General features: G+C 62.5%; 12 protein-coding genes. 7 read left to right on the forward strand and 5 right to left on the reverse strand.

The window, feature by feature from the left end; all coding sequences use genetic code 11:
* Positions 1 to 34 precede the first annotated feature (34 nt).
* Positions 35 to 757 (forward strand): FadR/GntR family transcriptional regulator, encoded by a 723-nt coding sequence (locus J1G37_RS19165; protein WP_017739605.1) that lies wholly within the window; start codon positions 35 to 37, stop codon positions 755 to 757.
* A 78-nt stretch (positions 758 to 835) separates the two neighbouring features.
* On the opposite strand, the gene J1G37_RS19170 is transcribed toward J1G37_RS19165, so the two are convergent.
* Together J1G37_RS19170 and J1G37_RS19175 are read right to left on the reverse strand one after the other, a co-directional pair.
* Entirely contained in the window at positions 836 to 2,953 is a 2,118-nt protein-coding gene (locus J1G37_RS19170) for a TonB-dependent siderophore receptor (RefSeq protein WP_207044532.1), read from the reverse strand.
* Positions 2,954 to 3,152: 199 nt separating this feature from the next.
* Complete coding sequence (locus tag J1G37_RS19175) at positions 3,153 to 4,244, reverse strand: NADH:flavin oxidoreductase/NADH oxidase (RefSeq protein WP_207044535.1); 1,092 nt, start codon at positions 4,242 to 4,244, stop codon at positions 3,153 to 3,155.
* A 92-nt stretch (positions 4,245 to 4,336) separates the two neighbouring features.
* On the opposite strand from J1G37_RS19175, the gene J1G37_RS19180 reads away from it, so the two are divergent.
* The 3 genes from J1G37_RS19180 (at position 4,337) to J1G37_RS19190 (ending at position 7,700) form a co-directional block, all read left to right on the forward strand.
* Entirely contained in the window at positions 4,337 to 4,636 is a 300-nt protein-coding gene (locus J1G37_RS19180) for a helix-turn-helix domain-containing protein (protein WP_050558310.1), read from the forward strand.
* A gap of 85 nt (positions 4,637 to 4,721) precedes the next feature.
* On the forward strand, positions 4,722 to 5,612 hold the full coding sequence (locus tag J1G37_RS19185; protein WP_207044537.1) for a bestrophin family ion channel: 891 nt from the start codon (positions 4,722 to 4,724) through the stop codon (positions 5,610 to 5,612).
* A 144-nt stretch (positions 5,613 to 5,756) separates the two neighbouring features.
* Positions 5,757 to 7,700 (forward strand): methyl-accepting chemotaxis protein, encoded by a 1,944-nt coding sequence (locus tag J1G37_RS19190; RefSeq protein WP_207044539.1) that lies wholly within the window; start codon positions 5,757 to 5,759, stop codon positions 7,698 to 7,700.
* A 43-nt stretch (positions 7,701 to 7,743) separates the two neighbouring features.
* Here the strand turns inward: J1G37_RS19190 and J1G37_RS19195 are convergent, their stop codons facing one another.
* Complete coding sequence (locus J1G37_RS19195; protein WP_207044541.1) at positions 7,744 to 9,126, reverse strand: APC family permease; 1,383 nt, start codon at positions 9,124 to 9,126, stop codon at positions 7,744 to 7,746.
* 138 nt (positions 9,127 to 9,264) lie between these two features.
* Between J1G37_RS19195 and J1G37_RS19200 the strand changes: the two genes are divergently transcribed.
* On the forward strand, positions 9,265 to 10,023 hold the full coding sequence (locus J1G37_RS19200; RefSeq protein WP_124528705.1) for an autoinducer binding domain-containing protein: 759 nt from the start codon (positions 9,265 to 9,267) through the stop codon (positions 10,021 to 10,023).
* Positions 10,024 to 10,105: 82 nt separating this feature from the next.
* Positions 10,106 to 10,996, forward strand: coding sequence for a proline iminopeptidase-family hydrolase (locus J1G37_RS19205; protein ID WP_207044543.1), 891 nt, complete (start codon positions 10,106 to 10,108; stop codon positions 10,994 to 10,996).
* 28 nt (positions 10,997 to 11,024) lie between these two features.
* Here the strand turns inward: J1G37_RS19205 and J1G37_RS19210 are convergent, their stop codons facing one another.
* Both J1G37_RS19210 and J1G37_RS19215 read right to left on the reverse strand, forming a co-directional pair.
* Positions 11,025 to 12,251 (reverse strand): MFS transporter, encoded by a 1,227-nt coding sequence (locus tag J1G37_RS19210; protein ID WP_207044545.1) that lies wholly within the window; start codon positions 12,249 to 12,251, stop codon positions 11,025 to 11,027.
* Positions 12,248 to 12,922 carry an RraA family protein gene (locus J1G37_RS19215; RefSeq protein ID WP_207044547.1) on the reverse strand — a complete coding sequence of 225 codons (675 nt, stop codon included), beginning with the start codon at positions 12,920 to 12,922 and terminating at the stop codon, positions 12,248 to 12,250. Before J1G37_RS19215 ends, J1G37_RS19210 begins: the two co-directional genes overlap by 4 nt.
* Before the next feature lie 299 nt (positions 12,923 to 13,221).
* Here J1G37_RS19215 and J1G37_RS19220 point away from each other — a divergent pair, with 299 nt between their 5' ends.
* Positions 13,222 to 14,190, forward strand: coding sequence for a hydroxyacid dehydrogenase (locus tag J1G37_RS19220; protein WP_207044549.1), 969 nt, complete (start codon positions 13,222 to 13,224; stop codon positions 14,188 to 14,190).
* Positions 14,191 to 14,220 lie beyond the last annotated feature (30 nt).

Raw genomic sequence — 14,220 nt, forward strand, 5'->3', positions numbered from 1 at the left:
TGCCGGGTCTTTAAGTCAGAGCCTCTCCGTCGTTATGGATCACCAGCCTCCCAAGCCGCGCAAGAGCATGCATGCCCAGATCGTTCAGGACTTGGGCATGCACATCGTTTCCGGGCGCTTCAAGCCCGAAGAAAAGCTGCCCCTGGAGGCCACGCTCTGCGAGGAGTACAAGGTCAGCCGCTCGGTGTTGCGCGAAGCCACGCGGGTGCTCAGCGCCAAGGGCCTGGTGTATTCCAAGCCACGGGTGGGTGCGGTGGTGCGGCCACGTTTGAAATGGCATTTGCTCGACCCGGACGTGCTGTCCTGGTTGATGCAGTCCACGCCCCACAGCGAATTCTTCAACACCCTGGCCGGTGTGCGGCGCATCCTCGAACCGGAGATCGCAGCCATGGCCGCGACCACCGCCACCGATGAAGACATCGCCACCATCGAAAAAGCCTACCTGGGCATGGAAACGGCGAAGACCCACGAAGAGCTGCTACAGGCCGACCTGGACTTCCACCGCGCGATTGCCGACGCCACGCGCAACGACTTGCTGGCCTATATGTGCAACATGCTGTCGCTGCCGCTGCGCGAGTCGATCAACATCACCAACCGCCGCCCGGATATCCAGGGGCTTAGCCTGCCTCGGCACAAGGCGATCCTCACCGCGATCCAGAACCGCGATGCACTGGGTGCGCGGCATGCGTCGCTGGTGCAGTTGGATGACACGCGGGTGGCGTTGGATACGGTGATGAATGTGTTGACGCCGCTCTGACAACCGAGCGTTATCAGGCATAGACATTTCAACTGTGGGAGCCCGCTCCCACATTTTGATTTGTAGTGCTCCAGATTATTAAAGCGTGTAGGCAATGCCGAGCTGTACCGTGCGCGGCGCGCCCGGGTAAGCATAGAAGTTACCGAACGCCCCTTCTTCATAATCGCGATTGAACAGGTTCTTCACGTCCAGGTTGAGCCGCACCTTGTCGTTGACCTTGTAGTAGCTGAGCAAGTCCACCACGGTGTAGGCGTCCATCATGAACGGCGTATTGGAGGTCAGGCCGGCACGTTCATCGACGTACTTGGCGCCCGCGCCGAGGCCCAGGCCCTTGAGGCTGCCATCCTGGAATTCATACACGTTGAGCAGGCTGAAGCTGTTGCGTGGAATGTTGGCCAGGTGTGTACCGACACGCAGCGTGTTGTCCTTGGTCACTTCGGCATCCACGTAGGCATACCCGCCGATTACGCGCCACTCAGGCGTGATATTACCGGCCACGTTCAGGTCAAAACCACGGCTGCGCACCTGGCCGGCGGCGACTTTGTAGTTCGAATCCGCAGGGTCGGTGGTGAGCACGTTTTTCTTGTCGATCTGGTAGATCGCGGCGTCCACACTCAACTGGCGATCAAGGGCCTCCCACTTGATGCCCATCTCATAGGATTTACCCTTCTCCGGCTCAAACCCGCTGCCTTGAAGCGAGGCACCGGTATTCGGCTTGAACGAACGCGCGGCGTCGGCGTAGACCGCGAGGGTGTCCGTCAGGTCGTAGGTCACGCCCACACGGGGGGTAACGGCGTTGTGGCTGGCATCCCAAGGGGCGACCTTGGCGACATAGCTGCGGTATTCATGTTCAAAGCGTTCGAAACGCGCACCCGCCAATACTTTCAGGCGATCGGTGAGGGCCACTTGATCCTGGATAAACGCCCCGTAGGTCTTCAGGTTTTCCGTGTCGTGGGTTGGCGTGTTGACCAACGCCGGGCGCGGCTTGCCATAGACCGGGTTGAAGATGTCACTGGTGTAAGGCGCGCTGGAGCGCTGGATGATCGACTTGTAGTCGTAGTCCTCAAGCTCGATGCCGGTGAGCAAGGTGTGTTCGAACCCACCGGTGGAGAAACGCCCGGTGAGGTTGAGTTGGGTGTCCTTGTCGGTCCACTCCAGCTTGCGGTAGTTGAAGTTGCGGTTGAGGGTGTGCCCGTCGGTGGCCAGGCTATTGGCTTCGATGCCGTTGCCTTGCAGGGTGCCGTCCAAGTACTGGAAGCCGCCGCCCAAGGTCCAGTTGTCATTGAGCAGGTGCTCGAAACGCAACTGGGCCACGGTATTGTCGTTGTGCAGCTTGCCCACATCCTTGTCGCCCCAGAACGTGTCGCGCGAGGCACTGCCTTTTTGCGTGGCAAAGCGCGTCAGGCCACGGTCCAACGGGTGATTATTGCGCATGAAGTCGCCTTCGAAGATCACCTTAGTGGCGTCGGTAGCTTGCCAGGTGATCACCGGCGTGATGCCGTAGCGTTCGGTTTCGACGTGGTCGCGGAAGGTCTCGCCGCCCTCGCCCACCACGTTCAGGCGGTAAGCCAGGCGGCCTTCTTCATCCAGCGGGCCGGAAGCATCCAGGGTGCCGCGCTTCATGCCTTGGTCGTTCAACTGGCTGCCCAGCGTCACGGTGCGCTCAGGCAGCGGTTGCTTGGACACCACGTTGAAGGTGCCGCCTGGATCGCCACGGCCGTAGAGCATGGTGGCCGGGCCGCGCAGCACTTCGAGACGTTCGATGGTGTTGGCGTCCGGCATGTTCGGGTAGCCACGGTTGATCGGGAAACCGTTGCGGTAGAACTCGCCGGTGGTGAAGCCACGCACGGTGAAGGTGGTGAGGCCCTGGCCGCCAAAGTTATTGGCACGGCCGACGCCGCCGGCGTAGTCCAGCGCGTCTTGCAGGCGGGTGGCGCCGATGTCTTCGACGGCGTCCTTGGTCACCACGCTGATGGACTGCGGGGTTTCATGAATCGAGGTGTCGGTGCGCGTCGCACTGGCGGAACGTGTGGCCAGGTAGCCCTTGACCGGGCCCTGGGCGGTCTCGTAGTCCGCGGTGCCGGTGATGGAGGTGGCTTGCAACTCCAGGCTGGCCTTGTCGGCGGGGGCGACTTCGGCCCAGGTCAAAGGGGAAAACGCCTGAAGCACACAGATGGAAACCAGGGTACGACGCATGAATGATGAACCTAGTGAATGGGCCAAATGGGGCGGCATAGCTGCCAGATTTTCGCGGCGCGATGGTATATCACGCCGCCCATTATTGATATGCGTTCTCATTCACTATTTTTTGGGTAACCGCTTTGTATCGAATTGATAAACGCCAGGCACAAAAAAGCCACTCGCGTGAGTGGCTCCTGAAACGCTGGTTCAAGCCTTAGCGATAACGCTCCAACCAGTGCGCGTAAGGCGCCGGCAAGGTCCACGACGACTTCTCGACACCCAGCTCCTTGGCCGCAAAGTACGCCCAATGCGGATCAGCCAAATGGGCACGGCCAACCGACACCAGGTCCAGATGCCCGGCCTGCAAGGCGCCTTCTGCCAGTTGCGGCGTGCCAAAGCCCCACGCCGAAGTCACCGGGATACCCGCTTCACGGCGCACACGTTCGGCAATCGGCCCCATGAATGCCGGGCCCCACGGGATATTCGTGTCGGGAATGGTAAAGCCAACGCTGACGCTCAACAGGTCCAGGCCACCAGCTTTGAAGCGGCGGGCCAGTTCGATGGATTCGGCGAGGGTCTGCTCGTCGCGGCCGTCGTATTCCAGCACGCCGAAACGGGCGGTCAGCGGTAGGTTTTCCGGCCAGACTTCACGCACGGCGGCCAGGGTTTCCAGGAGGAAGCGGCTGCGGTTGTCAAAGCTGCCGCCGTAGGCGTCGGTGCGCTGGTTGGAGTGTTCGGAAAAGAAGCTCTGGCCCAGGTAACCGTGGGCGAAGTGCAGCTCGATCCATTCAAAACCGGCGTCACGGGCACGGCGCGCACCATCGACGAAGTCCTGGCGAACACGGGCGATGTCGTCCAGGGTCATGGCACGTGGCACCTGCGGCAGGTTCGCACCAAAGGCAATCGCCGACGGCGCGATGGTTTCCCACGAGCGCGGGTCGGACGCGGCCATATGGTCATCACCTTCCCACGGGCGGTTGGCGCTGGCTTTACGCCCGGCGTGGCCGATCTGGATGCCCGGCACCGAACCCGCGGCCTTGATGGCCTTGACTATTGGCACGAACGCCGCGGCGTGGGCATCGCTCCAGATACCGGTGCAGCCCGGGGTGATGCGGCCTTCCGGCGCGACGGCGGTGGCCTCGACCACCACCAGCCCTGCCCCACCACGGGCCATGCCCGCGAGGTGCACGTGGTGCCAGTCGTTGACGATGCCGTCATCGGCCATGTACTGACACATCGGCGGGATGGCAATGCGATTGCGCAGGGTGACGTCTTTGAGTGTGTAGGGTTCGAACAAAGCGGCCATGGGACAACTCCGGCAAAGTGATGGTTGATTCGATAGTTCGATGGTAATCGAACTATAGTATTCAGCGATACCCCCCTGTTATCATTCGTTTCATGCGAGCCTTCAAACACCCCCTAGTCCAAGACCTCACCCTCGAACGCGTGCTCTACGCGCTGAGCGACCCGGTGCGCCTGGAAATCGTGCGCTGCCTGGCCGGCGTAGCCGAAGCCACGTGCGGCGAATTGGATGGCGGGCGGCCCAAGTCGAGCATGTCCCACCACTTTCGCGTGTTGCGTGATGCGGGGTTGGTGCAGACGCGGAGTGTGGGGACTACCCATATGAACTCATTGCGCAGTGATGTGCTTGAAAGTCGCTTCCCCGGCCTGCTCCACAGCATCCTCGCCCAGCACTAAGAAACGTTTCAGCAGCGAACCTTTCCCCCCAAACCCGCGTCCGAGCTAAGGCACTCTTGCCCACTGCTCGCCGCGAGGTCGTCGTTTGAAAGCCGCCATCATCAAAAAATACCGCCTGATCATCAAGACCATGGGCTATGTAGGCTGGGCCTTGTTCTGGCTGTTGCTGTGGGATGTCGCCGTCACGGTGGATTTCATGCTGTTCCTCACCTACAAGATCAACCTGCCGCTGATGCCCCTGACGTTGCTCGGTTCGGCGCTGGTGGTGCTGATCAGTTTTCGCAACAGCAGCGCCTATAACCGCTGGTGGGAGGCGCGCACGCTGTGGGGGGCGATGGTCAATAATTCGCGCAGTTTTGCGCGCCAGGTGCTGACACTGCTAGATGACCCCGACAGCGAGGTCAACCCGGTCAAGGCCACCCTGCTGCGCCGGCATGTGGCCTATGTGAACTGCCTGGCGGCCCACCTCAAGGGCCAACCCTGCCCCGATGAGGTGCGTGCGTTCATCCCCACCGACGAGTTCGCGCGCAACGGCACCACCAATAATTTTGCCAACGACATCCTCACCGGCTCGGCAGCGTTGCTGGCCAAGGAATACAAGGCCGGCCACCTGGACAGCATCCGCCTGGCGCGGCTGGAATCGACCCTGGTGGATTTGTCCAACGCCCAGGGCGGCATGGAGCGTATCGCCAACACGCCGCTGCCCTACCCCTACGTGTATTTCCCACGGCTGTTTATCTCGCTGTTCTGCCTGATCGTACCGATAGGCCTGGTGGAATCCCTCGGCTGGTTCACCCCGCTGGCCTCGACGGTGGTGGGTTTTATGCTGCTAGCCATCGAGCGCATCGGCACCGACCTGCAAAGCCCGTTCAACTCCAGCGAGCACCAGATCCAGATGGACACCATCTGCGAAACCATCGAGAAAAACCTGCAATCGATGCAGCGTGATGCCTTGGGTGGCGAGCGCATCGGTTAAACCCTGCCAACGGCCTAAAGTGCGTGACCCACCGGTCGATATACCGGGGGTACGCATGGGCTATCCCCTCTAAAAACAACACATGCGACGCTCTTCGCTTTCCTCCGCCTTGCCAACTCTAATAAGTACCCTGCGGGAGATGTCATGAATATCAAACACAAGCTGACCTGGGCGTTTGCGGCTGTCGCCTGCGTGCCGGTGATCCTGGTGGCCGTGCTGGTGGTACTGAACCTGCGGGATGCGGCCGAGGCCAATTTCGTCGACAGCAGCAGCCGTGAAATCCGCCAGATCGACAACGGCATGAAGCAATTCTTCGACGGCATCAGCCAGAACGTCGAATTCGTCGCCAAAGACCCACGCATCGCCGCCGCCAAAGACCTGAAAAGCTACGCCGGTGCCGATGCCGCGCAAATCCCCCTGACCCCGACCAACAAAGCGCTGCTGGACATCTTCGACCAGTTCGCCAAAAGCCACCCGAGCACCGCTTACCTGTCTCTGGGCCTGAGCGACGGCGGCTACGCCAGTTGGCCCGACGACACCAAGCTGAACAACTACGACCCGCGCCAACGCCCCTGGTACAAGGCCGCCGTGGCCGCGCCGGGCAACACCGTGCGCACCGGTGCTTATTACTGGGCACCGGATGACGTGGTGCTGATCGGCACCGTGCGCACCGTCGCCGACGCCACCGGCAATATCCTCGGCGTGGTCGGCCTGGACGTGTCGCTCAAGCAACTCACCGAACTGGTGCGCAACATCAAGCTCGGCGACAGCGGTTACCTGATGCTGGTGGAAGCCAACGGCAACGTGTTGGTAGACCCCAGCGATGCCAAGCACAACTTCAAGCCCCTGGCCGACCTCGGCCCGCAATACGCCGAGCTGGCCAAGCGCACCGACGGCGCCACCCAGATCGAGATCAACGGCGTGCCCTACATGGCCAACGTGGTCAGCTCCAAAGACCTCGGCTGGCGCTTTATCGGCTTGATCAAGCGCGACGAGGTGATGGCCGGCGCGTCGAGCCTGACCTGGTTGATCGCCGCCATCGCCGCGGCCCTCGCCGTGGTCTTCGCCCTGGTCGGTGCAAGTTTTGCCAGCATGATCGTGCGCCCCATCCGCAGCGTTGCCGACGGCCTGCAGGAAATCGCCGAAGGTGAAGGCGACCTGACCCGCAAACTCACCGTGCAGGGCAAGGACGAAACCGCGACGCTGGCCGGCTGGTTCAACCAGTTTCTCGGCGCGATTGCGCAACTGGTGCAACGCATCGGCAGCGCCTCCACCGACCTGCAAAGCGCCGCCGCCGACACCAGCACCGTGGCCAACAACATGAACCAGGCCGCTGGCCGCCAGCGTGAAGCCGTGGAGCTGGTGAGCACCGCGTTCAACGAAATGGTCGCCACCGCCAACGAAGTCGCGCGTTCGTGCAGCGCCGCCGCCACCAGTGCCGACGAAGGCTACCGCGACGTACACGACGGCCAGCAGCACATCGGCGAAGCCACCGGCAGCGTGCTCAAGTTGAGCGAAGACCTGCAAAAGTCGACCCAGACCATGCAGTTGCTGGAGCAGGACAGCCAGAACATCAACACCATCCTCGACACCATCCGCTCGATTGCCGAGCAGACCAACCTGCTGGCGCTCAACGCGGCAATCGAAGCCGCGCGCGCCGGCGATCAGGGCCGTGGTTTTGCGGTGGTGGCCGACGAAGTGCGCGCCCTCGCCCGCCGCACCGCCGACTCCACCGGCGAGATCGACAGCCTGCTGGGCAACCTCGCCCGGCGCACCCAGGAAGTCACCCAGCAGATGCAGGGCAGCCTGCTGGTGTCCCACACCAGCGTGGAACGCATCCAACAGGCCCGCGACAGCTTCGACAAGATCCGCGGCTCGGTGGACTCGATCCGCGACCAGAACACCCAGATCGCCACCGCCGCCGAAGAGCAGCACCAGGTGGCCGAAGAGATCAACCGGCACATCGCGCAGATCCATGCCGATGCGCAACTGGTGGAAGGCTTTGCCCACTCGGCGCAGACCGGCTCGGGTCGGTTGACGGATATTTCCGGTCAGCTGAAGGGGTTGGTGGGTCGGTTCAAGTTCTAGCCTGCCAGGTTCGAGACGGTGAGCCATTCACCGTCTCGCTCGCCTACCCCTGCGACGCATCCACCTTGAGTTCCGTCGAACGCCCGGTGGCCTTGAAAAACATCAACACGCCAATCCCCAGGACAATCCAGCACGTGCCGCCGACCTTGGCGTAAATGTCGGAATTGACCAGCACGTAGCTGATGATCACAAAACCGATCAGCGGCACCAGCCCGTGCACCAGCCGGCGACCGGCGCTGCGGTAGTGCCAGGCCACCGCCACATGCAGCAGCAGGAACGCGGTCAGCGCACCAAAGTTGCACATCGACGCCAGCAGGTTGATCTGCCCGACAAAAAACAGACCCAGCACCAGGCTCAAGCCCGCCACCAGAAAAGTCGCGCGTTGCGGCACACCGGTGACCGCGTGCACCTGACTGAGAAACTGCGGCAACTGGCGATCCCGCGCCATGGCGAACAACAACCGCGACGTCGCGGCCTGGGCTACCAGGGAGTTGGCGATTGCAGCGCCGATGGCCACGGCCAAGGCGATCACCACTTGCAGCCAGGGCCCGGCGACCAGGCGGCCGATTTCGTAGAAGGCATTGTTCGACGCATCCGCATCCGGGTATTGCACAAGGTTGGGTTGCAACAGCGCCGCCAGCCACGTCTGCACCATAAACAGCGCAGCCACCAGCGCCAGCGACCATAACGTTGCGCGCCCGACCGCACGGCTGCCGCCACGGGTCTCCTCCGACAGCGTGGAGATGGCGTCGAAACCGAGGAACGACAACACTGCCACCGACAGGGCGCTGAATATCAGCGGCAAGGAAAATTCAGCCGGGTTGTACAACGGCTTCAAGGTCCAACTGGCGCCATTGACGCCGTTGCTGATGGCGACACTGGCGAGCACCACAAACACCCCCAGCACCACCAGTTGGCCATAGAGGAACAAGCGGTTGGCGCGGGCCGTGGTCTGGATGCCGCGCAGGTTCACCACGGTATTGAGCACCACAAAAAACACGATCCACAGCGGCTGCGGCACAGCGGGGATGACGTTGGCCATGGCATTGGCGCCAATCACGTAAAGCAGGGTCGGCACCAGCAGGTAATCGAGCAGGATCGCCCAGCCCGCGAGGAACCCCAGTTGGCTGTTCAGGCCGCGCCCCACATAGGCATATACCGAGCCGGCGACCGGAAACGCGTGGGACATCTGCTGGTAACTGATCGCGGTGAACAGCATGGCGACAAAGCCGATCAGGTACGTCAGTGGCACCATGCCGTGGCTGGCGTCGAACACCCCGCCAAAGATCGAGAACGGCGCCAGGGGCACCATGAACACCATGCCGTAGATCAACAGGTCACCCAGGCTGAGCTGGCGCTTGAGTTGTTGGGTATATCCGAAACGCGCGAGCTGCGCGCTGTCACCGGGTGTGGAAGGGTCGATCATGATGGCGCTCCGCAAGGGTTGAACAGAAGCCTCACTCTAGGGCGACGCAGGCACTGGCTCTATCCTGAAAAGTACTAGGTTTTGGCATTGGCAGACTGTTTGCTTCCAAAATGCTGCAGCCCAACGCCCGGAGGCGCCATGCACACCGACCTGATCACGTTCAGCGAGCAACTCGCCCACACTACGACGCTGGATGCGTGCCTGGCCGAGGTTCAATCAGCCACCAACCAATTGGGTTTCAAAACCCTGATCTATGACTACGCGCCCGTCCCCATGAGCCATGAAGGCGCACTGATCACCCCGTCAGTGTTCAAGGCCCTGAATGCGCCGGGCGACATGCACGCCTTGTGGTGCGAGCGCGGTTATTACCAGATCGACCCGGTGCAGCAACGCGCGGCGCGGCAAACCCTGCCGTTTGTCTGGTCGTTCTGCACGGACACACACTGGAACGGCGCCCTCACCGATGCCCATCGCCCGGTGGCCCACTACATCCGCGACTACGGCCTGAGTACCGGGCTGACCGTGCCACTGCACCTGCCCGACGGCGGCTTTGCCACGCTAACCGCGATTGTCGACGGCACGCCCGCCGACGCCGAACAACAGGCCCAACGCAACCTCGGCGAGATGCTGGTGCTGGCCCATGCGTTCCAGGCCCAGGCCAGCGAGCTGCTGGCGCCAGCGGAGCGCCGCTGCACCCATATTCATCTCACCCCGCGCGAACGCGAGTGCCTGCAGCACTCGGCCAAAGGGCTGACGGCCAAGGGCATTGCCGCCACCCTCAACCGCTCCCAGGCGACGATCAACCTGCACCTGGTTGGCGCCGCGCGCAAGCTGGGCGCACGCAACCGCGTGGAAGCGGTGGTACGTGGCCTGCATTACCGGCTGGTGGAGATCTGAGAACCTATAATTTTTGCCAGTGCCCTTGAGCAATCACCTTGACTAGCCTGTGCACCTATCGCCCCCCAACGAGGTACACAGCATGCAGGTTCGCGAAGGTTATGCCAGTTTCCGTGGCCACCGGACATGGTTCCGGGTCACGGGTGATCTGAACGCCGGGGGCCCGCCCCTGATCATTGCCCACGGCGGCCCCGGTTGCACCCATGACTACGTCGACAGCTTCAAGGACCTGGCCGCCACTGGCCGCGCCGTGGTGCACTACGACCAACTCGGCAACGGCCGCTCGACCCACCTGCCGGATGCGCCCACCGAGTACTGGGTGGTGGACCTGTTCCTGGCCGAACTGAACAACCTGATCGCTCACCTGGGCATCCACGATTACGCCCTGCTCGGCCAGTCCTGGGGTGGCATCCTCGGCGCCGAACATGCGGTGCGCCAGCCAGTTGGCCTCAAGGCGTTGATCATCGCCAACTCACCGGCGTCCATGGCGCTGTGGTCCGAGGCGGCGGACCGCTTGCGCCTGGCGCTTCCCGCCGAAGTACAGGCCACCTTGCTGCGCCACGAAGAGGCCGGCACCACCGACAGTGCCGAATACCGCGCAGCGTCGGACGTGTTCTACGCCCGGCATGTGTGCCGTATCCAACCGGTGCCCGCCGAAGTCGCGCGAACGTTCGCCGCCATTGACGCAGACCCCACGGTCTACCACGCCATGAACGGCCCCACCGAGTTTCATGTGATCGGCAGCATGCGCAACTGGACCATCATCGATCGCCTGTCGCGCATCCAGGTGCCGACGCTGCTGATCTCCGGCCGCTACGACGAAGCCACACCCGAGACGGTGCAGCCGTTTGCCGACGGCATCAGCGACGTGCAATGGCAGATTTTCGAGCGCTCCAGCCATATGCCCCACGTTGAAGAGCGTGAAGCGTGCATGGCCTGCGTGGCGCAATTTCTGGAGCAACGCCTGGACTAAAACAGCGGATCGGGCCGTGGGTCAGCGGTCACTTCGGATCGCGCCCACGGCTGCTCAACCCACTGAGCAACTGATACACCCCCAGCAGGGCACCGGCCAGCAACAAGGTCCACTGCACACTCAGCGCCGCCGCCAACAGCCCGGCCAACAAGCCGCCAATCGCTTCAAAACCGAAACGCATGGCGATGTAAAAGGCAATCACCCGCCCGCGCAGCGCTTCCGGCGCGGCACTTTGCAGGGTCATGTTGCTGCTGACATTGCTCACCGTAATGCCGAATCCCAACCCAGCCAATGCGGCCAGGGTGAACCCCAACGGCAGATTCGCCGCCACCGCACACAACGACACCACGCACACCACCGTGCCCATCACAATGATGCGGCTCAGGCTCGATGAACTGCCGGCGAATGCCAGGAAGATCGTCGCGAAAAACGCGCCGGCTCCCGCCGCGCCCCACAGCCATCCGAGGGTTTGGGCATCGCCGCTGAAGGCGTGCTTGGCCAGGATCGGCAACAGCACCGTGTAGCAGGACGCCAGCAGGTTGACCATCACCACGCTGACCAACAGGCGGCGGATGGACAGGGTATTCCACAAATAGCGCAGACCTTCTCGGAAGATCTCCCCGGTAGAACCCTGCGCCCTAACCTGTGCGCGGCTTTGCACCTTGCCCAAGCCGATCAACAGCATGCCAAAGGCGATGGACGTGAGCAGGAAGCAACCGGCCTCGCCGCTCCAGGTGATCAGCAAACCGGCCAGCGGCGGGCCGATAAAGCGCGCGGCGTTGATCAGCATGGCATTGAGCACGAGGGCGTTGGGCAGGTCCTTGGGCTCATCGACGAAGCTGGCGATCAAGGCTTGGCGCAGGGGTGTTTCCAGGGCATTGAGCAAGCCCAGCAACAGTGCCATGGCGATGATCACCTCGCGGCCCATCCACTGCTGCCAGGTGAGCACCGCCAGCAGCAGGGATTGCACGGCCAGGGTGGCCTGCACCGCCATCAGCAGGCGGCGCTTGTCATGGCGGTCGGACCAGGCGCCCGCCAGCGGCCCGACCAGCAACTGTGGCAACAGCGTCAGAAACGCAATCGCCCCCAGCAGCACGGCCGAGCCCGTCAGGTGATAGGCCAGCCACGACAGCGCGACCTGTTGCACCCATTTGCCCAGGGTGGAGAGGCCCTGGCCGACAAAGTAGATCTGGAAATTACGATGGCGCAGCGCGCGGATCGGCGTGGGCCAGCGGGTGGTAGACGCAGGATTCAAATAAACTCGCAGCCCTTTTGTATAAGGGATTTAAGGACCCAGGTACGGTCGTTTTCGCCCAGCGCAATCTGTTCCAGTTGCTGCTGTTCGGCGGCATGTTTGGCGTAGGCGCGATCATACACCTCGGCGACCTGGTCGAACGGCACGCAGAGCAAGCCGTCTTCATCGCCGATCACCAGGTCACCCGGCTCGATCACCATGCCCGCCAGGGCAATCGGCACATTGACCTCGCCCGGGCCGTCCTTGTACGGGCCGCGATGGGTGATACCCGCCGCAAACACCGGGAACTCCCCGGCACCGATGCTCGCCGCATCGCGAATCGCGCCGTTGATGACAATGCCTGCCACGCCTTTCTTGATCGCATACGCCACCATCATTTCGCCGATCAGCGCGTTACTCAGGTCACCGCCGGCATCCACCACGATGACGTCGCCCGGCTGGGCGATATCCAGCGCGTGATGCAGCATCAGGTTGTCCCCTGGGCGCGCCTTGACGGTCAACGCTGGTCCCACCAGGACGCCGGTGCGGTGCATCGGTTTCAAGCTCGCGCCGCCGGCGGTCATGCGGTTCATCGAATCACTGATATTGGCGACGGGCACGCTGCGGTAGCGCTCGACCCACTCGGCGGCGACCTTGCGCTGTTGCTTGAGCACTCTGAATCCGATGGACATGGGGTATTCCTCTGCTGGTTTTTGTGTTTTTTTGAAACGCCATTTCAAAATTAACATCATGATTTGCAACCAGCAAGGCTCAAACCGGATTCAAAACCCAACACTCCGCGCTGAAAAAAAAATTAAATCTGAATAAACGTTAGATTCCATTGGGATTTCCCACTGATCCAACGCCGTTCAAAACAGTCCGGCTGAATTTATTTATTGCAACGCCGTTTCATTATGCTAGTTTTCAACCACTGTTGAGCGCCGCAAACGGCCGCCAACTGCACACAGACAAGAAAACCAAGGTGCGCACAATGACCCGAACCCTCCTGCTGACCGGCCCGGAACTGACCGCCGACGCCATGGCCCACGCCGCTGCCCACGGCGTACGCGTCATCCCTACCACGCCCTACGCACCCGCCGATGAACTCACGGCGATCATTGCCCGCGAACAACCGGACGCGATCATCGTGCGCCAGGGCAAGCTGACCCGGGAGATGATCAACGCCTCGGCCGCGCTGAAAATCATCGCCAAGCACGGCGTGGGCTACGACACCATCGACATCGCCGCCGCCGCCGAGCGCCAGATCCCGGTGACCATCGCCCTCGGTGCCAACGCACAATCGGTGGCCGAGCACGCCCTGGCCCTGATGTTCAGCGTGGCGCGCCAGACTGCCCTGCTCGATGCGCGCATGCGTGACGGGCATTGGGACAAAGCCACCTCGGTGGGCATCGAACTGTCCGGTAAGACCCTCGGCCTGGTCGGCCTGGGCGCCATCGGCCAGATCCTCATGGACCTGGTGGCCCCGCTGCGCATGACCATCAAGGTGTTTGATCCGTACCTGGCGGACCTGCCGAATGTAGAACGGGCCAACAGCGTGGATGAGCTGCTGGCCAGCTGCGATATCATCAGCCTGCATTGCCCGCTGACCGAGCAGAACCGCAACCTGTTTGGCGCCGCGCAATTCAAGCGCATGCGCCCGGGCGCGATCCTGATCAACACCGCGCGCGGAGAACTGATCGACACCGAAGCGCTGGTCCACGCCCTGAGCACCGGGCAAATCGCCGGCGCGGGCCTCGACACGTTTAACCCCGAACCACCGCCGGCGGACTCGGCGCTGTGGGGTTTGCCGACACTGGTCGCGACGCCCCACGTCGGCGCCAACACCGCCGAGGCCCGTGACCGCGTGGGCCTGCTGGCGCTGCAACAGATCATCGATTTCTGGGACGGCACCGCGCCGCCGCCGCGTGCGGTGGTCAACCGCCATCTCTACGCACACTGACATCGCCCGCGTTGCAAGCGCGGGCCCATC

It is taken from the genome of Pseudomonas sp. Marseille-Q1929 (genome assembly GCF_017316265.1).
Lineage (GTDB): Bacteria > Pseudomonadota > Gammaproteobacteria > Pseudomonadales > Pseudomonadaceae > Aquipseudomonas.

Coding starts and splice junctions, on each gene's coding strand:
- J1G37_RS19165 (WP_017739605.1), top strand. CDS start 35: ATGGATCACCAGCCTCCCAAGCCGCGCAAGAGCATGCATGCCCAGATC.
- J1G37_RS19170 (WP_207044532.1), bottom strand. CDS start 2,953: ATGCGTCGTACCCTGGTTTCCATCTGTGTGCTTCAGGCGTTTTCCCCT.
- J1G37_RS19175 (WP_207044535.1), bottom strand. CDS start 4,244: ATGGCCGCTTTGTTCGAACCCTACACACTCAAAGACGTCACCCTGCGC.
- J1G37_RS19180 (WP_050558310.1), top strand. CDS start 4,337: ATGCGAGCCTTCAAACACCCCCTAGTCCAAGACCTCACCCTCGAACGC.
- J1G37_RS19190 (WP_207044539.1), top strand. CDS start 5,757: ATGAATATCAAACACAAGCTGACCTGGGCGTTTGCGGCTGTCGCCTGC.
- J1G37_RS19195 (WP_207044541.1), bottom strand. CDS start 9,126: ATGATCGACCCTTCCACACCCGGTGACAGCGCGCAGCTCGCGCGTTTC.
- J1G37_RS19200 (WP_124528705.1), top strand. CDS start 9,265: ATGCACACCGACCTGATCACGTTCAGCGAGCAACTCGCCCACACTACG.
- J1G37_RS19205 (WP_207044543.1), top strand. CDS start 10,106: ATGCAGGTTCGCGAAGGTTATGCCAGTTTCCGTGGCCACCGGACATGG.
- J1G37_RS19215 (WP_207044547.1), bottom strand. CDS start 12,922: ATGTCCATCGGATTCAGAGTGCTCAAGCAACAGCGCAAGGTCGCCGCC.
- J1G37_RS19220 (WP_207044549.1), top strand. CDS start 13,222: ATGACCCGAACCCTCCTGCTGACCGGCCCGGAACTGACCGCCGACGCC.